This is a genomic window from Acinetobacter sp. (assembly GCF_041919735.1).
Lineage (GTDB): Bacteria > Pseudomonadota > Gammaproteobacteria > Pseudomonadales > Moraxellaceae > Acinetobacter.
In genome coordinates this window covers 42,173-64,687 of sequence record NZ_JAYRTF010000012.1, presented here as the reverse complement: position 1 = coordinate 64,687, position 22,515 = coordinate 42,173, and the positions used below count along the sequence as shown (strand labels likewise).

General features: G+C 43.5%; 18 protein-coding genes. 12 read left to right on the top strand and 6 right to left on the bottom strand.

Features of this window, described 5'->3' with window-relative positions; genetic code table 11:
• The first annotated feature begins 63 nt into the window (after nt 1-63).
• Nucleotides 64-981, top strand: coding sequence for a cis,cis-muconate-binding transcription regulator CatM (catM, locus tag ACE3T3_RS08840; protein WP_374666055.1), 918 nt, complete (start codon nt 64-66; stop codon nt 979-981).
• Nucleotides 982-1,068: 87 nt separating this feature from the next.
• On the opposite strand, the gene ACE3T3_RS08835 is transcribed toward catM, so the two are convergent.
• The 3 genes from ACE3T3_RS08835 to catA form a co-directional block, all read right to left on the bottom strand.
• The gene (locus ACE3T3_RS08835; RefSeq protein ID WP_374666053.1) at nt 1,069-2,631 is read right to left on the bottom strand and encodes a dynamin family protein; all 1,563 of its coding nucleotides are present in this window, start codon (nt 2,629-2,631) and stop codon (nt 1,069-1,071) included.
• A complete protein-coding gene (locus ACE3T3_RS08830) occupies nt 2,628-3,887 on the bottom strand; it encodes a GTPase (RefSeq protein WP_374666051.1) in 1,260 nt (419 codons plus the stop codon). Before ACE3T3_RS08830 ends, ACE3T3_RS08835 begins: the two co-directional genes overlap by 4 nt.
• An 85-nt stretch (nt 3,888-3,972) precedes the next feature.
• Entirely contained in the window at nt 3,973-4,917 is a 945-nt protein-coding gene (gene catA / locus ACE3T3_RS08825) for a catechol 1,2-dioxygenase (RefSeq protein WP_374666048.1), read from the bottom strand.
• A gap of 959 nt (nt 4,918-5,876) precedes the next feature.
• On the opposite strand from catA, the gene ACE3T3_RS08820 reads away from it, so the two are divergent.
• The 7 genes from ACE3T3_RS08820 (at nt 5,877) to ACE3T3_RS08790 (ending at nt 13,808) form a co-directional block, all read left to right on the top strand.
• Complete coding sequence (locus ACE3T3_RS08820) at nt 5,877-7,112, top strand: OprD family outer membrane porin (RefSeq protein ID WP_374666047.1); 1,236 nt, start codon at nt 5,877-5,879, stop codon at nt 7,110-7,112.
• A 43-nt stretch (nt 7,113-7,155) separates the two neighbouring features.
• Nucleotides 7,156-8,298, top strand: a complete 1,143-nt coding sequence (locus ACE3T3_RS08815) for an ABC transporter substrate-binding protein (protein ID WP_374666045.1) — start codon at nt 7,156-7,158, stop codon at nt 8,296-8,298.
• Between the two features lie 91 nt (nt 8,299-8,389).
• Nucleotides 8,390-9,427: a branched-chain amino acid ABC transporter permease gene (locus ACE3T3_RS08810; RefSeq protein ID WP_374666043.1), complete on the top strand. Its 1,038-nt coding sequence runs from the start codon at nt 8,390-8,392 to the stop codon at nt 9,425-9,427.
• Complete coding sequence (locus tag ACE3T3_RS08805; RefSeq protein WP_374666041.1) at nt 9,424-11,226, top strand: ATP-binding cassette domain-containing protein; 1,803 nt, start codon at nt 9,424-9,426, stop codon at nt 11,224-11,226. Before ACE3T3_RS08810 ends, ACE3T3_RS08805 begins: the two co-directional genes overlap by 4 nt.
• Entirely contained in the window at nt 11,223-11,996 is a 774-nt protein-coding gene (locus ACE3T3_RS08800; protein WP_374666039.1) for an ABC transporter ATP-binding protein, read from the top strand. The genes ACE3T3_RS08805 and ACE3T3_RS08800 overlap by 4 nt, the downstream gene beginning before the upstream one ends.
• Before the next feature lie 43 nt (nt 11,997-12,039).
• Nucleotides 12,040-13,044: a ketopantoate reductase family protein gene (locus tag ACE3T3_RS08795; protein WP_374666037.1), complete on the top strand. Its 1,005-nt coding sequence runs from the start codon at nt 12,040-12,042 to the stop codon at nt 13,042-13,044.
• Nucleotides 13,041-13,808, top strand: coding sequence for a class II aldolase/adducin family protein (locus ACE3T3_RS08790; protein WP_374666035.1), 768 nt, complete (start codon nt 13,041-13,043; stop codon nt 13,806-13,808). Before ACE3T3_RS08795 ends, ACE3T3_RS08790 begins: the two co-directional genes overlap by 4 nt.
• Nucleotides 13,809-14,252: 444 nt before the next feature.
• Here the strand turns inward: ACE3T3_RS08790 and ACE3T3_RS08785 are convergent, their stop codons facing one another.
• The 3 genes from ACE3T3_RS08785 to ACE3T3_RS08775 all read right to left on the bottom strand — a co-directional run bounded on the left by ACE3T3_RS08785 (nt 14,253) and on the right by ACE3T3_RS08775 (nt 16,712).
• Nucleotides 14,253-14,900 (bottom strand): 3-oxoacid CoA-transferase subunit B, encoded by a 648-nt coding sequence (locus tag ACE3T3_RS08785; protein ID WP_374666033.1) that lies wholly within the window; start codon nt 14,898-14,900, stop codon nt 14,253-14,255.
• Nucleotides 14,901-14,903: 3 nt separating this feature from the next.
• Nucleotides 14,904-15,608, bottom strand: coding sequence for a CoA transferase subunit A (locus ACE3T3_RS08780; RefSeq protein WP_374666031.1), 705 nt, complete (start codon nt 15,606-15,608; stop codon nt 14,904-14,906).
• 222 nt (nt 15,609-15,830) lie between these two features.
• Entirely contained in the window at nt 15,831-16,712 is an 882-nt protein-coding gene (locus tag ACE3T3_RS08775; protein WP_374666029.1) for a LysR family transcriptional regulator, read from the bottom strand.
• Between the two features lie 494 nt (nt 16,713-17,206).
• Here ACE3T3_RS08775 and ACE3T3_RS08770 point away from each other — a divergent pair, with 494 nt between their 5' ends.
• The 4 genes from ACE3T3_RS08770 to ACE3T3_RS08755 all read left to right on the top strand — a co-directional run bounded on the left by ACE3T3_RS08770 (nt 17,207) and on the right by ACE3T3_RS08755 (nt 22,503).
• On the top strand, nt 17,207-17,902 hold the full coding sequence (locus ACE3T3_RS08770; RefSeq protein WP_374666027.1) for a carboxymuconolactone decarboxylase family protein: 696 nt from the start codon (nt 17,207-17,209) through the stop codon (nt 17,900-17,902).
• A 71-nt stretch (nt 17,903-17,973) separates the two neighbouring features.
• Nucleotides 17,974-19,341 (top strand): MFS transporter, encoded by a 1,368-nt coding sequence (locus tag ACE3T3_RS08765; RefSeq protein WP_374666025.1) that lies wholly within the window; start codon nt 17,974-17,976, stop codon nt 19,339-19,341.
• A gap of 56 nt (nt 19,342-19,397) precedes the next feature.
• A complete protein-coding gene (locus tag ACE3T3_RS08760; RefSeq protein WP_374666023.1) occupies nt 19,398-21,200 on the top strand; it encodes a DUF1302 domain-containing protein in 1,803 nt (600 codons plus the stop codon).
• Nucleotides 21,201-21,516: 316 nt separating this feature from the next.
• Entirely contained in the window at nt 21,517-22,503 is a 987-nt protein-coding gene (locus ACE3T3_RS08755; RefSeq protein ID WP_374666021.1) for a quinone oxidoreductase, read from the top strand.
• Nucleotides 22,504-22,515: the final 12 nt, after the last annotated feature.

Below are 22,515 nucleotides of genomic sequence, written 5' to 3'. Positions count from 1 at the left end.
AGTTAATGTAATATCTTAAACTAGAGCCAAATCGGTATTTTTGAATACTTAAAAGGTATATAAATGGAATTAAGACATCTACGCTATTTTGTGACGGTGGTGGAAGAGCAAAGCATCACCAAAGCCGCTGAAAAGTTATGCATTGCCCAACCGCCTTTGAGCCGACAAATTCAAAAGTTAGAAGAAGAATTAGGCATTACTTTATTTGAGCGCGGGTCTCGTCCAGTCAAAGCGACCGAGGCGGGTATGTTCTTTTATGAGCATGCTGTACAGATCTTGACTCATACCGCACAAGCAACCTCCATGGCTCAGCGTATCAATGCCGTGGATAAAACAGTGCGGATTGGTTATGTCAGTTCATTGCTGTATGCCTTATTGCCGCAAATCATCTATTTATTTCGACAGCGCCATCCAGACATTCATGTGGAATTAATTGAGTGCGGAACACGAGACCAGATTGAAGCCTTAAAAGCCGGTAAAATTGATATCGGTTTTGGACGTTTAAGATTAACCGACCCATCCATTAAGCGCCTCTTATTGCGCAAAGAACGCCTTAAACTGGCGGTGCATAAAAATCATCATTTGGCAGAGTTTATCGATAGCGGCGTGTATTTATCACAAATTCTCGATGAGTCGATTTTCTCCTATCCGCTTACACCTAAACCGAATTTTTCAACTTTGATTCAGTCTATTTTTACTGAACTGGGTTTGGTGCCGAAAAAGCTGATCGAAGTGCGTGAAATCCATTTAGCGCTCGGATTGGTGTCTTCTGGTGAGGGGATTTGTTTAATTCCTGAAAGCGCCAGTGATATTGGGATGAAAAATTTAATCTATATTCCAATTTTAGATTTGGAAGCTTATAGCCCAATTTCGTTGTCGGTTCGCAATATGGATCAGAGTGCCTATATTCCGAATATTTTAGACTGCATTAAACACGTGTTTGAGGAAGAAGGGAGACCGATTCAACTGAATGAAGATTAATGCGGTGCAATGAGTTTGGCATCCTAATTATCCATATTGTTATCCATGCTGTTGCTTCAAAATCTCCCGATAATTTTTCTATCCTAATTACACTGGCGCTAAATCTTTCATCCTTAAATGCTGTGCAATGTGCTGTAGCTCTTGTTCGTCATTGATCAAGCCTTGCTGAATGGTTTCAATTTGCTCTTGAATATTGGTCAGTACCTTTTGGCGTTGCGCAATGACCTCATCGGTATAGCGGTCGAGTTGCTGCCATAAGCCTTGTGAAATTTCGCTATATAAACGGTCATGGCCAATGGCTAAAATTTCTTTACCATCGTCTGCATAAATGATTTCATAAGTCAGATGTTCAGCGAACTGCAAGGGTTCGAGCGGCGCATGGTGTAGTTGATAATCGACCAAATGACTCGATATCTGCTGTGAGAGAAGCTGCTCCGCCTGTTGTGTCAGTGCGCTATATAGTTCATCCACGGCTTGCTGTTCAGCATATTGTTCTAATAAGCTCGGTAAACTTGCAATCATGCTGCGCCATGTTTGCGTCATGATTTGCTCTTTGTGCTGTACTAATGCGCTGCTGGCATTATCTAGATGCTGCTGCAATTGCTGCAGTTGCGGTACAACTTCCAGCTGTAAAGGCGTGAGGATCTGTTCCTGCAAATGATGCAGCAAGGCTTCCGCGGGTTTGCGCTGTTTATAGGCCAAAGCAGGTTGAATCAAATGCAGCAGTGCGTCAAATAAACGGTTAAAACCGGCACTTTGCATCGCCTGATCATTGAAGTCGGCATTTTTCAGCATTTGTGAAGAAGTTGAAATCGGAGATTGCAGCAAGACAGGATCAACTTGCATTTCGATGAGCTGATCAATCGCACGGGTATGCACATCAGTTTCTTGTAGATAACGTTGATCAGCATTTTTATTGCATAAGACTTGACAAATATCACCATCCACTTCATCTTCTTCAAAATAATCACTGCGGGTAATGACGGGCAATAATGGTTTGTGTCGGCGTAATTCCTGCCCCAGAGCCGCTAATTCTTTGACCTGACCGGGAGAGGATGAACTGCTTAACCACAGCACACCATCGGCACTGTCCAAAAAGCGCTGGGTCAATGTGGCATTTTCTGGTGTGACCGAATGCAGGCCCGGGGTATCCAGTAAAATCAAATTTTTGCCTAGACAAACCCCTTGTAAGCGAGTGGTGGTTTCAGTCGCACCTTCTTTAAAATGCTCCTGACTTTCAATAACTTCACCAGCATCGAGATAAAAATACTCAACGCTTTGCTGCCGTCTGCGAAAACATTCAGCCAATACATTGCATAATGAACTTTTACCTGCGTTGAATTTTCCGAAAATCAGTAAAATGATTTTATCGTCAAAATGCGCTGCGACCGATTGCGCAACTTGCAGTGTCTCTAATTGCGTTTCCCAATTGGCAAGATAGTGTTCGAGCTGCGCATTGAGGGCGGCGATGTCTTGAGCCATTGGGCTATGAAAAACCAGTCCGCTGCTATTCAGACGCTGTTGATTGAGATTGATCGCCAATTGCTGATGCCAAGCCTGCATTTTATTTAGATGTTGCAGGATGTCTTGCTCAGGCTGATCAAAAGCTTCGGTGGCATGAATCAAGGTTTGAATCGGGTCATGGATCATGATGCAAGCTCCAAAGTGGCTGAGGCCTGTTGGGCTTGTTGGATCTGTTGAAGTTGCTGCTGCAAGTCTTGTAATTGCTCTTTCAAGTGCATGCGATCAGCAGAGACTTCAAAATAATGGGCAAATTCACGGCGTAAACGCTGACGTCCTGATTCATCCTCAAAAATAAGCTTTAAATCTTTGCGCAGTTTGACTGAAATCCCCATCACCGCAACCATGACCGTGTCCAGACTGCGGACATTGCTTTTTTGTGTGTCCGGCAAACCGACCACACCATAGCGCACCAGATGGCTATTGATTTCGATACAGGCGCGGGAATAAGCCACTTGAATGCGGTTACGATCACGTTTGCCAGCAGTCACTTTATACATATTGGCAAAGGAATCCGGTTCTAGGGAATCGTCCTGTCCAGAAACGTGCAGAATCGGCTGTAAGTCTTCACGGACTTTATCCAGGACTTGATTCAGATCACTTTCAAAAGCTTGACGTTGATGCTCGAGTGTTGCGCTGAGTTGCTGAATATTGGCCTGAGTGGTTTGTTGCAGCTGCAACAATTGTGCTGTGAGATCGGCAAAGATTTTATTTTTTTCAAATTCACGGACTGCGGGTACTTTTTCAATCACACGGCTGAGGGTTTGCTGTAATTCAGGGATGCCGCTGCGTTGTACTAGCAGTGCTTTAGAATTTTCTATACCTTGACGATGACGTGTTGCTGACACAGGTAGAACGGTGGCAGCCGGCGCTTGTTTTTGAATACTGTCGATAATATGGGTTAAAACAGCTTGATCTGGAATCTGGTCAATTTGAGTCAGGACTAAAACGCTTTGGCGCTGGGTTTGCGTGGCATCTTGCTCGAATTGCTGAAATAACTGCAGTTCATAAGGATCAAATTCGCCCTCACGTACTGAATGGATCATTAAACGGATATCGGCTTTATTCCACATCGCATCTTGGGCATGTTGATCATCGAGTGTTGCCACATCGGCATCTAAACCGGGCGCATCTAACCAACGGATATTGTGCTGTAGATGTTCGGACAAGGTCACAGTCTCTCGTTTATCTGCAACCGAGAAAATATCGTCGCCAATCAGTTCATTTAACAGTCTGCTTTTGCCATGGTTATATTTACCAATTACAGTCACTGTTGGGAGTTGACCTGCCTGTGCGATAGCACGCAGTCGAGCCAAAGGTTGGTTGTATGTAGGGAGAACAGCTAAAATTTCATGAGTGGCTGCATCAAAAGTATGAATATCCATATTTATATCTTTTCCATAAAATAAATCAGGCTAAGCTGTGACAGCTAGCCTGATTTCAAGATTCAAAATATTACTTTTAACTGCATCAAGCTTGCAGGCGAGGGCGGTCTACCACTTGGTTATCGACACCATCAACGAGACGGCTGAGTTTCAGGTCAAATACCATTTCAGCAAATGGACCTTCAACGCCATTGGCTTGGCTTGCTGCTGCATCTGTATGTTCAACCGCTTCAACTACAAGGCCTTCACGGGTTGCATAAGCGAAGTCATCATAAGTGTACGGGTCGCCCGCTACGTTGATTTGCGTTGTCAGTTTACGATGACCGTCCGCAGACACGAAGAAGTGGATGTGTGCAGGGCGGTTACCGTGGCGGCCTAATTGATTCAGCAATTGCTGTGTTGGACCATCTGGTGGGCAGCCATAACCTGCTGGCAGAATCGTTTGTACACGATAATGGCCTTGTGCATCCGTCATAATAGTGCGGCGCATGTTGAATGGTGTTTGTTCGCCAGTTGGGTCAAAGTGTGAATAGAAACCTTTGGTATTGGCATGCCAAATTTCAACTTGTGCATTTGGAATCGGTTGACCGTCTGCATTGTAAATTGTGCCATGCAAAATGAGCGTATGACCATTTGGATCGCTGCCATCATCCATACGGGCAAAGCCTTGTGACACAGGCGCGCCAGCGACATAAAGAGGGCCTTCAATGGTACGTGGCGTTGGGTTGTCAATGCCTAATGCTGCATCAGCTGCATCCATACGCATATCTAAGAAATGGTCAAAACCTAAACCTGGAGAAAGTAAGCCCGCTTCATGGCTGGTACCTAATTGGTTGATATAGGCAACCGCAGCCCAATATTCGTCAGATGTAATGTCTAAATCTTCAATGGTTTTAAATAAGTCAGAAACCACACGGTGAATGATTTGCTTAGTACGCGGGTTGCCACCTTCTTGCTCAAGTCCGCTGAGCAAGTTGATGAAGTTTTGTACTTCTTCCGTGTCGAAAATTCTAACATTTGCGTCTGTCATGGCGATCTCCTTAATCTTGCCATCATGCTGGCTTTCACCTCATATTTTTTAAATCATTTTATGAGTGAAGCTTGCATCGATCCTGATACTGTTTATTGAATGATTGTTGATATATACCTTAATTTAAATGTAATACCCTTATCTAGTCTTGTTTCGGTATCTTTAAATACTAAAAAGGTATATTTGTAAGCTGAATTTTTATGCTGTTTTGTACAGAACTCCTTCTGGCCAATTAAGGCCTCAAAGCGCAGAACATTATTCTGAGGCTTCTTCCCTAAAAAATAACAGGCCTAAATAAGCTGCTCTCTGAGAATATCCGACAAGATCTGCCGGATGTAAATATCTAAATTTACCGATTGCCAGATCATATTGCTTTTAACCAAGGCAGGAACTGACAGAGCAGCGCATTGCCTGCCCGGATATGCATACTTGATAACATGGCTGAATATCTTAAAACGGCTCATGGCTGGTTTTCTTCGGCAGATTTATAGCCAATGATGTATGCAGCAAGATGCTGCAGCTCACCTCCAAGAAACATATTGCAAATAGGAGGATGCTGCCAATAGGAAGATGGTCGATAATGGGCAGCGCGTATCGGTTTTTAAAACTTGGCCAGCGTTTAGTTTGAAAACAAGTTGTAATATATTGATTTTATTGTTTAATAATTAAAAATATTAATTATTTTTGAAAAAAGCTCTTGAAGATAAACGGTTTTCTGCCGTCCTGAATTATGATGGTCTGCTTATTTTAGCTGTCAGCACCTATTGTTTAAGGTATATAAATATACTTAAAATAATATTGAATTTTCCATGTAATTAGATAAGTATTGATGGCGTATAGTCAAAAACAACAGTAAGAGATGGCATGAAAAATACGGGCTAGATTTGTCGGGATGACTTACCTCATTTCAAAAGATTAAAAATGAGCAAAAATTTAATTGTTATGTAAAAGGACGTTACATGAAGAAAATACCAGCATTGGCATTATTGGCTGTTTGTTGTAATGGGGCGGTTTATGCTGATTTTGTGAAAGACAGCCAAACCACATTAAATTTTAGAAATTTTTTTATTGACCGTGATAATTCAACCGTTCCAGATGTGGGAAGCTGGTCACAGGCTTTAGGGCTTAAATTCAGTTCAGGCTATACAGATACGCCAGTACAAGTCGGCTTGGATGTGACTTCCAGCTATGCATTGCGCTTATCAGATCATCATGCTGAAAGACCAGATACAGTTTTACCTTTTGATACCGTAAACAATAAGCAGGAGCGCAGTTACAACAAATTTGGCGCGACCCTCAAGCTGAAATATAAAGACTCTGAATTATTGATCGGTGAGCTGTCGCCGCGTACGCCAGTGGCTTTTATTGATGATTCACGTCAATTGGTCACCACATACGCAGGCGTTGCATTTGAAAATAAATCCGTAGACAACTTAAAGCTGTCCTTGGGCCGCATCACGCATATTAATGCGCGTAACGATGACGAGTTTGAAAAACTCAGCCTGTTTGCGCCGGGCAAGCCGAGAATGGAAAGCGATGGCCTGAACTATGCAGGTTTTGATTATAATTTCAGCCCTGCCATTACCGGCGCCTACTGGTTTGGACAGCTTGAAGATATTTATCAACAGCATTATTTAAATGCATCTTACAATACAAAAGTGGGTTCAAGTAAGCTGAAATTGGATGCACGTTATTTCCATAACAGTGAAGACGGCGATGCATACTACGGCAAGATTGACAGCCAAACTTTCGGCGTTCAGGCCAATCTTGCCAATGGCCCGCATTCATTTGCTGCAGGCGTGCAAAAAAATAAAGGCGAAAGCAACTTTCCAACCCTTGATGGCTATGCGCCACAGCCATTTTTGCATACATGGTCAACGCTCGGTTTTATCAAACCTGAAGAACTGACTTATCATGCATTGTATTCTTATGATTTTAAAGAAGTAGGCGCGCCTGGATTGCGTGCGACATTGCGCTATTTATATGGCACCAATATTGAACGTCCAGGCCTGTCAGATAACAAAGAAACGGAAGCAAACTTTATTTTGGGATATACCGTTCCAGAAGGAAAACTGAAAGGGCTTGGTGTTGAGTGGCGTTATATTGACACCACGTCCAAATACGGAGCTGGTTACAGCGAAGGAAATGATTTTGTAGAAAATCGAATTATTACCACCTATAGCTTTAAATTTTAATCAGATTTAAAACAGCAGTTAAAGGAATAACGAGGAAAAAATAATGAACTTAAAAAAAATTGTATGTGCAACCAGTGTATTGGCAGCTTCTATTTATGCGCAAGCCGATATTAAAGTCGGCGTGATTACTTCATCATCAGGTCCAATCGCCATGGTTGGGATTCCGCAAAAGAATACGATTGATTTGCTGCCAAAAAAAATCGGCAATGAAAATGTCCACTACATTTCATTGGATGATGCCAGTGATCCAACTGCATCTGTTAAAGCAGTAGAGAAATTAATCAAAGAAAACAATGTGGATGCCATTATTGGACCGTCAGGGTCGCCAAATGCATCTGCAGTGATTGCAACTGTGGCAAAAGCGCAGGTGCCGCTATTGGCGCCGGTCGGTACTGCGTCTATTGTGATACCGATGAATGCTCAAAAAAAATGGGTGTTCAAGACTACGCAGAATGATGACATTATTGCTGAAGCGCTGATTCAGGACATGGTCAAGCGCAAATTCAAAACGCTTGGATTTATTGGCACAGCCGATCCGTATGGTGAAAACTGGGGCAAAGTGGTAAGCGCTCTAGCTAAAAAACATGGCATTCAAGTGGTGGCGCAAGAAACTTTCCAGCGTCAAGATACCTCATTAACAGGCCAAGCGCTGAAGCTGATCAGTAAAAAGCCGCAAGCTATTTTAGTTGCTGCACCGGGAAGCGCAGCGGTTCCGCCGCAAGCGGCCTTATTTGACCGAGGCTACCGCGGTCAGATGTATCAAACTCATGGCGCTGCACTCAATCAGTTCCTGACTTTAGGAGGGAAGAAAGTTGACAATACCATCTTAGCGGCCAGCTTGATGCTGGTGATTAATGAAATTCCAAATAGCCATCCATCTAAAGCTGTGGCTTCAAAATACATCAATGCCTATAAAGCGAAATATAAGCAAACTCCTGCAACGTTTGGGGCAAATGTCTACGATGCGGGTATCTTGCTGGAAAAAGCAGTGCCGGTTGCATTGAAAACAGCTAAGCCAGGTACGGTGCAATTCCGTGAAGCGCTGCGCAATGCTTTAGAAAACACCAAAGAAGTCGCAGGTACGCAAGGCGTCTACAACATGAGCCCGACAGACCATAGCGGGTTTGATAAACGTGGCCGTGAAATGATTATTGTGAAAAATGGGCAGTGGAAGCTATTGAAATAAACCTGAGAAATTCAAGCAGTTCAGCGATTAGGGCGGTCCTTATGGTATCGCTCTAAGGCGGACTCACCCTCAGGAAAGGCGGGAAGAAGTTATGGATTTAGATATTGCGTTGGTTCTTACACAGGATGGAGTGACCAGTGGCGCAATTTATGCCTTATTAGCATTGTGCATTATTTTGGTATTTACGGTCACACGAATATTATTAATTCCTTTAGGTGAATTTGCAATTTTTGGTGCACTCACGTTGGCATCGATTCAGGCAGGTACCCCTAGTTTAATTGTTTGGTTGGTTGCTACATTTTTTGTCATCAATACCTTATTGGATGTGTACGCCAAGCTCAGATACAAGAGCAGTTTTAATAGCAAACTATTTATTGGAAGCGCGATTTATATTGGGCTGCTCTTACTGGCCATGTATCGGTTGCCGCTTGCAGAGCTGCCGATGTGGGGACAAATTTTATTAACCTTAGCCGCGATTATTCCATTAGGACCGCAGATTTATCGTACTTTTTTCCAGCCGCTCGTGACAGCAAAACCGCTGGTTTTATTGATTGTTTCCATTGCTGTACATGTGGTTTTGGTTGGCTTGGGCCTTGTGATTTTTGGTCCAAATGGTGCACAAACCCAATCATTCAGTGATGCAACATTTAATCTTGGCCGTCTAGTGGTCAATAGCCAAACCTTAGTGATTATCGCTGCCTTCTTTATCATGATCTTTGTATTGTGGTACTTCTTTGAAAAAACCTTATATGGCAAGGCATTGCATGCGACTGCCGTCAATCGGATCGGTGCGCAGCTGATGGGGATTTCTCCAATATTTGCCGGCAAATTAACTTTTTTTATGGCGGCATTTATTGGCGCGCTTTCGGGCATCCTGATTGCCCCAGTGACCACGCTATATTATGACTCTGGTTTTATTTTAAGCCTAAAAGGATTTGTGGGAGCCATTATTGGCGGTCTGATCAGTTTTCCCGTTGCCGCAATTGGTGCAGTGACAGTGGGTGTTATTGAGTCATTCTCTATGTTCTGGGCCAGTGATTACAAGGAAATTATTGTATTCACGCTCATTATTCCATTTTTACTTTGGAAATCCCTAACAACACGCCATGTAGAGGAGGACGAGGAATGAAATCTAAATACTTGTTTTTAATTTTTGCCTGTATTGTCTTAATCAGTCCTGTTTTCCTGCCGACCTATCAAGTGACTTTGCTGAATTATATCGGTCTAAATGCTTTGGTTGTGCTGGGTTTGGTTTTAGTAACCGGTGTGGGGGGAATGACCAGTTTTGGACAGGCGGCGCTTGTTGGTATTGGCGCTTATGCAACGGTCTATTTGACAGTGACGGAACAGTTGCCAAGCTTTCTGGCGTGGACGGGAGGAAATCCGTGGTTCGGCCTATTGCTGGGCATTATCATTACCTTGTGTTCTGCGGTACTGGTTGGCGGTCTGACCCTTAAATTGTCAGGGCATTATTTGCCTTTAGGAACCATTGCTTGGGGCATTTCACTGTATTATTTTTTCTCGACCATTGAGTCTTTAGGCGGCCATTCTGGCATATCCAATATTCCGAATATCTCAATTGCAGGTTATGCCTTTGATACCGGCGGCAAAATGTATTATCTGATTTGGCTGATCTTATTTGCGGCCATTGTGATTACAAAAAACTTGCTCAATTCACGTGAAGGACGCGCCATGCGTGCCCTGAAAGGCGGTCAAGTCATGGCGGAATCTATGGGGGTGAATACCTTCCGTTCCAAAATGATTGTGTTTGTCATTGCTTCGGTATTCGCTTCAGTTTCCGGCTGGCTCTATGCTCACACGCAAAGCTTTATTAATCCGACGCCGTTTGGCCTACAAATGGGCATCGATTACCTGTTTATGGCGCTATTAGGCGGTGTGGGCAGTATTTGGGGTGCAATTTTAGGTGCGGGTATTTTCACCATGGTGCGCCAATGGCTGCAGGATTTCCTGCCGATGATCTTTGGCGCAGAAGGGCATTATGAAACCATTGTATTTGGCCTCATTATTATCCTTTTGATGCAAAAGGCGCCAGCAGGCCTCTGGCCATTTATTACCAAACTGGTTCCAGCCAAATTTAAACCAGTGGATATTCATCCCAAAATACAGCCTGTTGCAGAACCTTTAGCAATGCAGCCATTAACTGAACCAGGCAGCGTGATCCTTGAAGCGGAAAATGTCACCAAAAAATTTGGCGGGTTGGTGGCGAATAACAACATGAGTTTGACCATTCATGCCGGTGAAATCTTGGCGCTGATTGGCCCCAATGGTGCAGGGAAAAGCACCATGTTCAACCAGATTTCAGGGGTTGATGAACCGACCAGCGGTGAAGTCATTTTTAAGGGGCAAAAGATTAATGGAATCCCGTCGCGTGAAATTGCCAAATTAGGGCTGAGCCGGACCTTCCAGCACGTCAAAATTTTGCCTGAAATGACGGTACTGGAAAATACTGCAATTGGAACGCATTTGCGCGGTGAAAAGGGTATTTTTTCTTCCATGTTCTATTTGGACCGTGAAGAAGAAAATATCTTGTTAAATGAAGCCAAAACTCAGCTCGAGCGTGTTGGTTTAGGTGATTATCTTTATACCGAAGCAGGCAGTTTAGCTTTGGGGCAGCAGCGTATTTTGGAAATTGCTCGTGCTTTATGCGCCAGTCCAAGTTTACTTTTGCTGGATGAACCGGCAGCAGGTTTGCGCTTTAAGGAAAAGCAGGCGCTAGCCGATTTATTAGCGAAATTAAGAGCGCAAGGTATGGCAATTTTACTGGTCGAACATGACATGGATTTTGTGATGAATTTAGCAGACCGTATTGTGGTGATGGAATTCGGCCAAAAAATTGCAGAAGGCTTGCCAGAGGACATACAAAAAAATGCAGCGGTGCTGGAAGCATACCTTGGAGGTGCAGCATGAGTGATGTCAGCAAAAATGATCAAGGAAAAGCTTTACTGGAAATCTCTAATCTCAGTGTCGCTTACGGTAAAGTTGAAGCTTTGACCAATTTTAATATGCGTGTCAATGAGGGGCAGATTGTTTCTGTAGTCGGCCCTAATGGTGCAGGCAAAACCACGTTATTGTCTGCCATTATGGGGTTGCTCGGTTCCAAGGGCAATGTGGAGTTTGATGGCCAGATTGACCAGTGTCCGCAAGTGGAGCGCATGGTGGTAAGAGGGCTGGGGCTGGTTCCAGAAAAGCGTGAACTGTTCAGCTCGATGAGTATTGAAGACAACCTGATGCTCGGCGCTTTTCAGCGTTACCGTCAGGGGGATCGTCAGTTGCAGCAGACTTTGGATGAAGTCTATGACATTTTTCCGCGCTTAAAAGAACGACATAGCCAGCAGGCGGGAACACTATCTGGCGGTGAGCGTCAAATGCTGGCGGTAGGCCGTGCACTTATGGCGAAACCAAAGCTTTTGATGCTGGATGAACCCAGCTTAGGTTTAGCGCCGTTAATTACACGCGAAATTTTTAAAGTGATTGACCAATTGCGTGCGCATGGCGTCTCCATTTTATTGGTTGAGCAAAATGCACGTGCAGCGCTGAAGCTCGCAGACTATGCCTATGTCCTCGAAATGGGGGAACTGTCGATGCAAGGCAAAGGCTGTGATCTGGTGGAAGATCCGCGAATTATTGAAAGCTATTTGGGCATCAACAGCAAACATCAGGATGTGTTAGCGGTGTAATTCAATCATCCACTGAAGAACATGAATTTGCATGGAGGCAGAAGTGAACCCAGATTCAAAAATTCTCGTCTATGGTGCAGGTGCGATCGGTTGCGTTGTGGCTGCAAGGCTTATCCTTGCTGGCCATAACGTGAGTTTGCTGGCGCGCGGTGAAAATTATCAGCACATTAAAAACCATGGTATTCAATTAGATGATTTAACTGGTCAGCATCACATTCATCCTGTGCAAGTTGTAAGTGATCAGGATGATCTTGAAGCGCAGGACTATATTTTTATCACCACAAAATTTCAGGCTTTAACTGAAATCCTGCCGAATTTACAGCGCATACTGCATCAGGACAGCAAGATCATTCCTTTAATGAATGGCATTCCATTTTGGTATTTTTATGGCATTACAGAGCATCAGCCCGTACCTGCAATCCGAGCCTTAGATCCTCAAAATAAATTAATTCAGCAATTTCCTTTGCCGCATCTGATTGGCGCGGTGGTCTTTATCACCGCACAATTGCAGGGCTTGGGTCAGGTGAAATCAACTAATCCATATTTGCTTATTTTCGGCGAGCCGAATCATCAAAGCTCCGTCCGTTTGCAGGACGTAGCGCAGCTGTTTGCAAATAGCGGCATTGAAGCGCGGCAGGTGGAAAATATTCGAGATCAAATTTGGACAAAAGTCATGGCCAATCTCAGTTCAAACCCACTATCTGTTGTTGCCAATACCACTTTGGAACATATCTATGCGCATGCGAATTTAAGCCCAATTTCCAAAGCAATCACGCAGGAAGTTCGCAGTGTCGCCGCTTGTTATGGGGCACGTATTTCGATTGATCCCCATACTTTTATGCAGCTCGGTGCAGAAATGGGGCCGATTTATACCTCGATGTGGCATGACTACCAAGATAAAAAAACGCTGGAGCTGGCCAATATTGCTGATGCCGTTTTTGAATTGGCAGAACAGTATGGTTGTGAGCTGCCAGTGACACGGATTATTTATAATTTAAGCCAATTTTTAAGTACTCAATCCAGGACGAATGAGGAGTTGTCGACATGAATAGCAGTTGTTTAAATCCGCTGAATGTCAGCCAAGCTGAATGGGAGTTAAGAGTTAAACTGGCGCAATGCTATCACTTGATTGATTTTTTTGGCTGGACGGAAACCATTTTTAATCATATTTCAGCGCGCCTGCTGGGAGATGAACACTATTATTTAGTGAATCCCTTTGGTTTGAATTACACTGAAATTACGCCAGAAAATTTGCTGAAAGTGGATTTGGCAGGCAACAAGGTGACTCCATCTGAATATGACGCCAACCCCGCCGGTTTTGCTTTGCATAGCGCTGTGCATGGTGCGCGCGATGATATCCGCTGCTTGATCCATACTCATACCACTCCAATCAGCGCCATTGCTCAGAAACAGCATGGTTTTAAAAATGATAACTTTTATGGTGCTCAATTATATGGGCGCGTGGCTTATCACGCCTTTGAAGGCATTACGCTGTTTGAAGATGAAAAGCAGCGGATGATTCAAAGCTTAGGGAATCAGCATATTCTGGTACTGCGAAATCATGGGGTCGCAGTGGGTGAGAGCAGTATTGAAAAAGCTTTTTTCCTGCTTTGGACTGTACAGCGGGCTGCAGAAATTCAATGTTTGGTTGATTCTATGCAAGGCGCTGATGTCTTGTTGGAAGATCCCATTAAACAAAAGTGTGCGGATTTGACGCAGATGCTGATTAAAGACAGCGGATTTGCTGATAAATTTTTTAAGGCGATGGTCAGAAAAATGCATGAGAAAGCTAAGGCAGCAGGTGCCGCCTGAATCTCAAACATTTGTGAGCCAGCACATTCTTCAAATTCTTCTATTTAAATCAATACCGCGGGTCATGGTAGAAGAAGCAACTGTTAATAAGCTCAATGGAAGAGGTGAGATTGTTAGATATGTTTTTTGAGAAATGGACACATTTTAAAATTGCATTAACGGATACAGAAAAAATAGATTTCGAATTTGCATATATTCCTGAAGATGATAGTTAGGTTAGCCTTCATATGAGCGGAATTAGCGATCTATCTGAAGAAGAGTGGGCAAAGATTACGCTCAAATCCCTAAAGAATTATGGGAAGAGAGGAGTAAGTGGAAGCATGAAAAAAAATAAACTTTAAGATAGATTTTAAAAGCCCTCAATTTCATTGAGGGCTTTTTTGTGAAATGAATAAAGGTGACTAGGCGGCATCCTATGGATGGCATTATTGTGACCCTAAAATATTAAGCCACTTGCAGATCTGAGGTAATTAATTCAACACCCGTCGCAGCTTTAATTTGTTCCAAAGTCACATCCTTGGCCAACTCAATTAATTTAACGCCTTTCGGAGTAATATCTAACACACCTAAGTCAGAAATAATTCTGCTGACCACACCTTGACCGGTCAGTGGAAGCGCACATTTCTTTAAAATTTTAGGTGAGCCGTCTTTGGCTGTATGTTCCATCAGAACAACAATTTTTTGTACGCCGGCAACCAAATCCATGGCACCGCCCATGCCTTTGACTTTTTTACCCGGAATCATCCAGTTGGCAAGGTCGCCTGTTTCAGACACTTCCATTGCTCCTAAAATCGCAATATTGACATGACCGCCGCGGATCATTGCAAAAGATTCTGAACTGGAAAAAAACGAAGCGCCAGAACGAGCAGTGACGGTTTGTTTACCTGCATTGATTAGGTCAGCATCCACTGTTTCTTCGGTTGGAAACTCACCAATGCCTAATAAGCCATTTTCAGACTGCAGCCAGACATTGACATTTTCAGGGATGTAATTCGCCACAAGGGTCGGTAAGCCAATACCGAGATTGACATAAAAACCATCTTCAAGTTCGAGTGCAGCGCGCTGCGCCATTTCATTGCGTGTCCAAGCCATGATTTAAGCCTCCGCTGCTTTTAAAGTCATTTGTTCTATACGTTTTTCTGGCACAGGATTTAATACAATTCGATTGACATAAATCCCTGGAAGATGAATTTCATCTGGATCCAGCTCACCAATTTCAACAATCTGCTCAACTTCAACAATGGTAACTTTGCCGGCCATCGCACACTCAGGGTTAAAGTTGCGTGCTGTTTTACGGAATACTAAGTTTCCGGCTTTATCGGCCTTATAGGCTTTAACCAGCGCAATATCTGTGGTGATGGTCGGTTCTAAAATATAATCTTTACCGTCAAAGCTGCGGACTTCTTTGCCTTCAGCAATCAGTGTTCCGACACCGGTTTGCGTATAAAAGGCAGGAATACCTGCACCGCCAGAACGCAGTTTTTCGGCCAAAGTGCCTTGCGGGGTAAGTTCAACTTCAAGCTCGCCAGTAAGGAATTGACGCTCAAACTCTTTGTTTTCACCGACATAAGATGAAACCATTTTCTTAATTTGTTTGCTGAGCAGCAGTTTTCCTAAACCGATGCCATCCGTACCCGCATTATTTGAAATGCAAGTCAGTCCAGTCACACCGGTGTCTTGTAAGGCATCAATCAGCATTTCAGGAATGCCGCATAAGCCAAAACCGCCTACAGCAATACTTTGATTGTTTTTAACAATATCCGCTAATGCATCTTGTGCATTGGCAACAACTTTGTTCATCCGATGAATCCTTATTGTCCTTGATTGACTTATTACTAGCATTCCACAGCGCATTTGAGAAATTGATTGTTTTTAATGTGCAATGAAAAAAACTCAATAATGCAGCGCAGTAACATGAACTGCGCATACAGCATTGAGCTTTATTTGGAAAAAGTGATGGAGTTAAAAAAGGATAGATTTAAAGGAGATTTTTTGTGTACTGCATTGATTTTAAAGCTCAGTCTAAAATTGATGCTGCATCATAATTTCAATAAATTGCGCTGAAATATTAGACAGATGCAGATCTTTTTTATAGAGAATCCCGAGTTCCAAATGCACATTGACGTCAGAAATTTCAATTAAAATACTGTCTTTGGTATCAATAGACTTTCCAAACTGGCGTGGAATCGCGCTGACGCCTAAACCATAAGCGACAAAATGAGCCAATGAACTCACCTGATGGCATTCGAGTTTGAGATCTAAAGGCACATGGTTTTCAGCAGATTTTTTTTCAATAATATGCCGAACAATCGACGGATTTTGCAAGCTGATAAATGGAAAAGCCAGAAGCTGTTTCCATGTCACACTGGGCTGATGCGCTAAAGGATGATCCTTTGGAATGACCGCGACAAAGTCTTCATTTAAAAGGGGATGAAAGTGCATGTGTTCGCAGGTTTCAGGCTTAAAACAAATTCCTATTTCAAATATACCATCTTGAATTTTTTCAATAATTTTTTCATTGGGCACATCATGGATCGAAAAATTAATATTCGGATGGGCCTTGGAAAAAAGATGCAGCAGTTCAGGCAATACTGCATGTGTTGCATAGGGCATAGAGGCAATATTTAAGGTGCCGCGCTGCAGTTGAAAACGCTGTTTGAGATCTTTTTCCATATCTTCCCAATTGGCTAACAGCTTTTTGGCATAGGGAATTAAGGATTGACCTTCGGGGGTGATATCAACTCGGCGCGTGTTGCGTTTAAACAGTTTGCCGCCTAATTCTTCTTCCAGTGTTTTGATGCTGATACTGATGGCGGATTGGCTTAAACACAGTTCATCGGCTGCACTGGCGTAATTGAGTGTACGCGCCAAGACTAAAAATGCCTTTAATTGCTTTAGTGTCATGATTGAGCTTGGTTGCCTATATGAAAAAGATTGAGGTGTTACGACGGATAACATGCCTGATTAGGTTTGAAGAATACACCATTTAATCAATACATGAACGTCCTGTGATGCAACTGTCATCTGATGCAGAAAGCATTTTTGCAGCTGGGCATTAAAAACAATAAATCCTTGCACCGGGTTTGGTCAGAGCTCAATTTTTGAAAATTCCTCATCCGCAATGCCGTTCTGGTGGTGTCGCAAAAAGTCAAGTCATTGTCGCAGAATGAAAAGCCAGACGCATTTTAGTGCTGTAATCATCAGTTTCGCCCATTTTTGAGATTGAAAATCAAAAAAAGGACAGGGAGAAAGAAAGTGGATTTAAACAATAAAATTGTATTGATCACGGGTATCGGGCCTGGCCTCGGGCGCACTTGTGCTGAGGCTTTTGCTCAACATGGCGCCAAAACTGATGATTTTCGGTGTGCTGATGATTTGCGATGTGAAGGAAGAACTTGATGTCTCAAAGTTTAAATGAACTGGCTCAGGAGTGGCTTGAGCATTATCAAAAGTTTGCTGACACTGTGGGTAAAACCAACCTTTTAGATCCTAAACTTGTGGTATTGATTCGCTTGATCATCGATGTCACCGCAACGCATTTATATGCCCCGGGTGTACAGCAGCACTTGCAGGAAGCGCTCAAACTTGGCTTAAGCCGGGCGGAAATTATGGAAGTATTTAAGCTGGCAAGTGTGGTCGGCATACATTCTTGCGCATTGGGCGTGCCGCTTTTGGAAGCTGAATTAAGGCAATTGAACAGAGCAGATCAAGAAAATGATCCTGCTCAGGCTGTAGAGACCCCTATCTGCAATGAATTGCGGGCACAGGGGAATTTTAATCCTTTGTGGGACACGCTGTATCGCTGGGATCCTGCCTATTTAGAAGATTTTCTGAAAATGGCGATGCATAGCTGGCGCAACAAAATCTTACCGCCGTTATGGGTTGAACTCCTCTGCATTGCAGGAGATGCAACGATTACCCATATCTGGTCACCGGGTATGCAGCGGCATATGCGGGCAGCGCTTGCGCTCGGAGCAAGCCAAGAACAAATCATGGAAGTGCTTAAGATTTTGAGCTTACAAGGTATGGAAGCCTTTGAAACAGGCTTTCCGATTTTGGCCCAAGTATTGGAAACATCAGTAAACCACCCATAACTGGGACATATTGTATAGAAACAATATGCCATCTCGGGATTCGTGTGCGTTTTATTTAGGAAAATAGTGCAATGGAACAGCAGCATATTAGCGCCGAAGAACAGGCTAAAACGTTTAAAAAGGTGATGTTTAGAATTATCCCCTTTATCTTTTTCGCCTATTTATTAAATATGATTGATCGGATCAATATTTCATTTGCCAAGCTGCGGATGTCAGAAGATCTTTTGTTGAGTGATGCCGCATATGGCATTGGAACTTCATTATTTTTTATTGGTTATTTGATTTTCGAAATACCGAGCAATATTTATCTCAAAAAAGTAGGTGCAAAAGCCACACTGACTCGGATTATGCTGCTGTGGGGTGTCTTGACCATTTTAATGAGCACCGTGGAAAGCACCACGAGCTTTTATGTCTTCCGTTTTTTACTGGGTGTGGCGGAAGCAGGTTTTGTACCGGGAGTTATTTTATATCTGACCTATTGGTTTCCGGGTTTTTTGCGTGGCCGTGTGACGTCTATTTTTTTAATGGCGGGCTTAATTGCTGGAATTATCAATGGTCCATTAGCCACTTGGATTATGTCTGCCTTTGATGGATGGATGGGGCTGAAAGACTGGCAGGTGCTGTTCATTATTGAAGGGATCCCGGCTGTGATTCTTGGGGTTGTGACTTGGTTTTGGCTGATTGATCATCCAGATCAGGCGAAATGGCTCACCGAACGTGAAAAATATATTGTTAAAACCAGTTTAAGCATTGAGCAAACTCCTGCCGTCAATGAAAAAAATACGTTTAAACAGCTTTTTATGGACCCGCGTGTACACATTATGGGGATTATTTTCCTGTGCATTTATTCAGGGACCAACACCATTACCTATTGGGTGCCGACACTGATTAAAGAGTTTGGCGTGGCAGATATTAAACAAATCGGCCTATTGTCCAGTCTGCCTTATATCTTTGCGCTGATTGCCATGTATTTACTATGCCGCAGTTCAGACAAACGTCTTGAGCGCCGTTGGCATTTGGCCCTGACCATGATTGTCGGTTCAATCAGCTTTATGCTGCTCGGTCAGGTTCAGCATGACCTCACGCTGTCCATTTTATTATTAACGGTCGGCTGCGGCGCCTGTTTTTCTGCCGCGACGTTATTTTGGACCATTCCGCCGGCTTATTTATCTCTGACCACTGCGGCGCTGGGCATCGCTTGGATTAATGTCATGGGCAGCCTGGCCGCGGCGATCAGCCCTGCATTGGTTGGATTTGTCAAAACCCAAACAGGCAGTATTTATCTGGCTTTTGGGGCGATCGGTTTCTTATTGATTATCGGCGCAATCCTGCTGCTGATCGTGATCCCTGCACGGTTATTAAAAGAACAAAAAAATATACAGGAAGCAGCGGACGCTCAGGCTGAGCAGGTTTTGACCTCTGAAATGAGTCAGAAATAAGAATACATGGAGTGTTGGGTGTGAAGAATAGCAGTAAGAGCGGTTTTGTATTTGGAATGAATGATAAGCGGCGCGCGGTGCAGGGGATTTGGCTGGTCTTTGGGGTGATGTTCAGTTTATCCAAAGCCACAGCGGCAAGTTTCGAGCTGAATCCAGATTGGAAGCTTGAGGTGAATACTACAATTGCGCTTGGAACGAGCTGGAGCATGCAGGATCCAGCAGCGTCCATGCTTTATAAACCTGATGCCAATCATATCGGCAAAGATGGCTATAGTATTGATGTCAATGCGGATGATGGGCGGATGAATTTCTCTAAATATGATGCGATTTCCCAGATCGCAAAAGGTTTTACGGATTTTCGCTTAAATGGAGATCAGCAGGGCGCCGTACTCAGCACAGCCTATTGGTATGATCATGCGCTTGAAACCGGTCATGGCGATTTGAAAGCATTTGATGATTCTGAGTGGCCGAGACTGGCAAAGTTCAAGGGAATTGATTTATGGGAAGCCTATATCTGGAAAAATTTTAATTTTAATGATGGGAAAAATCTGAATGTCAAACTTGGGAAACAGACGCTGGACTGGGGGAAATCATATAATTTCCTCAATGGCCTAAATTCAGTTAATGCCTTTAATTATATTTCATTGACCCGCCCAGGGATGGAAGCTAAAGAAAGAACAATTCCGACAGAAATGCTGACTTTTTCAGCTGGGCTGAATGATGGCCTAAAAGTCGAAGGATTTTATCAATTTAAATTCAGACCTGCAGTTGTGGATGGCTGCGGCACATTCTTTGAGGTTTCTGATGTTTTGCCGGCCAATTGCAGTCCGATGCTGATGGCAGGCCTAAAAGATAAACTCTCTGAAACCGCATTAGAGGCACACAGCTATATTCCGCGGACAGCCGATCATCGGCCAAAGGATAGCGGCCAGTACGGCATCGCAATCAAGCAAAATATTGAGCGTCTCAATAATGCTGAACTGGGGATTTACTATGCCAATTATCACAACCGCATCGCCAACTTTGATGCAATCACGGTGAAGGAAAAAGGCGCAGATAAATTCAATACCGCAGAGTTTTTTGCAGTGTATCCTGAAGACATTGAAATGTATGGTCTAAGCCTTGCGGGTAAAGTCGGCAAGACTTCAGTTTTTGGTGAAATGAATTTTAAACCGAAGCAGCCTTTACAGTTGAATGGGCCAGACGTGGTTTATTTTCAGGTGCTCGATCCTGCGACACCATTTACAGACCCAGGTGTGGCGCCTGAGATGAATGAATATATCCAAGGCTATGTCCGCTTGCCTGTGACGCAATTGTCGGTGGGCGCGCTGCATCAATTTCCAAATGTAATGGGGGCGAATGCGCTGACATTGACTTCAGAGCTTGGCGCTAACCATATTGCCAATATTGGCAATTCAAGAATTGGCCGCAGCAGCGCTTATGGCCGCAGTGAGCTTTCAACCGGTGCATATAATGAGGAAACGGGTGAGTTTAAATGCACCGCCTATGGCACAGCCAACCTGTCTAATGAGGTGATTGATGATATGAACCGCCGCTATTGCAACAGAGATGGCTTTTTCAGTGAATGGTCATGGGGTTATAGGGTTCGCGGAACATTGAATTATACTGATCTATTGCCATCGACGGTGATTTCACCCAGCCTGATTTTTAGACATGATGTACACGGCTACAGCCAAAACTTTCAGGAAGGGCAAATGAGCATCAGCGCATCCGTATCGATGTCTTATCTGAAAAAATATTCGGCAGAATTGGCCTATACCAACTTTTTTGGCAATAACAAATTTACCGTCATGGATGACCGTGACTTTGCGTCATTGGCTTTTAAATATAATTTTTAATGATCAAGCAAATTCATTAACCGTCAATATGCCCAATCAGAGTATTGGGCATTTTCTTTATAGAGAGGAAGTCAAAAGAATAAAGCCTATGAGATCAGCACTCTATTCGATTTTGCCGTTAGATGATTTTTCACGTTTGCTTCATGACAGCATGGCTTCAACTATTTTACGGATATCCTTCATGAATAATACTGAAATTGCATTGTCGCAAAATGATAAGTCGGTGTCGTGAAATGTGAAGTGGGTGCTTGGATGAATGTTGTAGTTTTGATTCAGGAATTATTAATACTGAATAAAAATCAGCAGGGAAAAGGACATGAGTTCAAATCAAGCAGTACGGTTCGATGAAGTTGGTACACCAGATGTGATGTATCTGGAAGAGATCAGTGTAGGAGAGCCTGCAGCAGGTCAAGTGCGCGTTCGCCATGTTGCTGTCGGCTTAAATTATGCAGACACTTATTTCCGTGATGGCACTTATAAAATCCCGCTGCCAAACGGCATGGGCGTTGAAGCTTCAGGTATCGTAGATGCCGTAGGTGAAGGCGTGACCAATGTTCAAGTGGGCGATAAAGTCACTTATACCGGTTTCATCAATACGCTTGGTGCCTATAGTACCGCAAGATTGGTCGATGCCAACGTATTGATTAAGTTGCCTGAAGGCATTGAATGTGAAACAGCAGCGGCAATGACCATGCGTGGACTGACTTCTGCTTATTTGATGCGCCGTATTTATGACTTCAAAAAAGGCGATACCATTTTATTGCATGCAGCAGCGGGCGGTGTAGGCCTGATTGTTTCTCAATGGGCAAAACTGCTTGGTTTAACCGTGATTGGAACGACCTCTTCTGAAGCAAAAGCAGAGATTGCACGCGCACATGGCTGTGACCATGTTATTAACTACAGCACTGAAAATGTGGCTGAGCGCGTACGTGAATTGACCGGCGGTGTCGGTGTCAATGTGGTATTTGACAGTGTGGGTAAAGATACCTTTATGTCATCACTTGACTCGCTTAAACGCCGTGGTCTATTGGTTTGCGTAGGTACGGCTTCTGGCCCAATCCCAGACTTCAATCCAGTGCTATTGGCAATGAAAGGTTCATTGTTTATTACTCGTCCTGCGTTGGCAGATTACATTGCTGACCCTGCGGAAAAGCAAGCGCTTGCTGATGAATTATTTGATCATGTCAGCAGTGGCCGCATCAAAATTGAAATTAATCAGCGTTATGAGCTTAAAGATGCAGTTCAGGCTCACCGTGATTTAGAAGCGCGTAAAACCACAGGATCATCCATTTTTGTAATTTAAAAAAATTTTGCG

Coding starts and splice junctions, on each gene's coding strand:
- catM (WP_374666055.1), top strand. CDS start 64: ATGGAATTAAGACATCTACGCTATTTTGTGACGGTGGTGGAAGAGCAA.
- ACE3T3_RS08835 (WP_374666053.1), bottom strand. CDS start 2,631: ATGATCCATGACCCGATTCAAACCTTGATTCATGCCACCGAAGCTTTT.
- ACE3T3_RS08830 (WP_374666051.1), bottom strand. CDS start 3,887: ATGGATATTCATACTTTTGATGCAGCCACTCATGAAATTTTAGCTGTT.
- catA (WP_374666048.1), bottom strand. CDS start 4,917: ATGACAGACGCAAATGTTAGAATTTTCGACACGGAAGAAGTACAAAAC.
- ACE3T3_RS08820 (WP_374666047.1), top strand. CDS start 5,877: ATGAAGAAAATACCAGCATTGGCATTATTGGCTGTTTGTTGTAATGGG.
- ACE3T3_RS08815 (WP_374666045.1), top strand. CDS start 7,156: ATGAACTTAAAAAAAATTGTATGTGCAACCAGTGTATTGGCAGCTTCT.
- ACE3T3_RS08810 (WP_374666043.1), top strand. CDS start 8,390: ATGGATTTAGATATTGCGTTGGTTCTTACACAGGATGGAGTGACCAGT.
- ACE3T3_RS08805 (WP_374666041.1), top strand. CDS start 9,424: ATGAAATCTAAATACTTGTTTTTAATTTTTGCCTGTATTGTCTTAATC.
- ACE3T3_RS08800 (WP_374666039.1), top strand. CDS start 11,223: ATGAGTGATGTCAGCAAAAATGATCAAGGAAAAGCTTTACTGGAAATC.
- ACE3T3_RS08790 (WP_374666035.1), top strand. CDS start 13,041: ATGAATAGCAGTTGTTTAAATCCGCTGAATGTCAGCCAAGCTGAATGG.
- ACE3T3_RS08785 (WP_374666033.1), bottom strand. CDS start 14,900: ATGGCTTGGACACGCAATGAAATGGCGCAGCGCGCTGCACTCGAACTT.
- ACE3T3_RS08780 (WP_374666031.1), bottom strand. CDS start 15,608: ATGAACAAAGTTGTTGCCAATGCACAAGATGCATTAGCGGATATTGTT.
- ACE3T3_RS08775 (WP_374666029.1), bottom strand. CDS start 16,712: ATGACACTAAAGCAATTAAAGGCATTTTTAGTCTTGGCGCGTACACTC.
- ACE3T3_RS08770 (WP_374666027.1), top strand. CDS start 17,207: ATGTCTCAAAGTTTAAATGAACTGGCTCAGGAGTGGCTTGAGCATTAT.
- ACE3T3_RS08765 (WP_374666025.1), top strand. CDS start 17,974: ATGGAACAGCAGCATATTAGCGCCGAAGAACAGGCTAAAACGTTTAAA.
- ACE3T3_RS08760 (WP_374666023.1), top strand. CDS start 19,398: ATGAATGATAAGCGGCGCGCGGTGCAGGGGATTTGGCTGGTCTTTGGG.
- ACE3T3_RS08755 (WP_374666021.1), top strand. CDS start 21,517: ATGAGTTCAAATCAAGCAGTACGGTTCGATGAAGTTGGTACACCAGAT.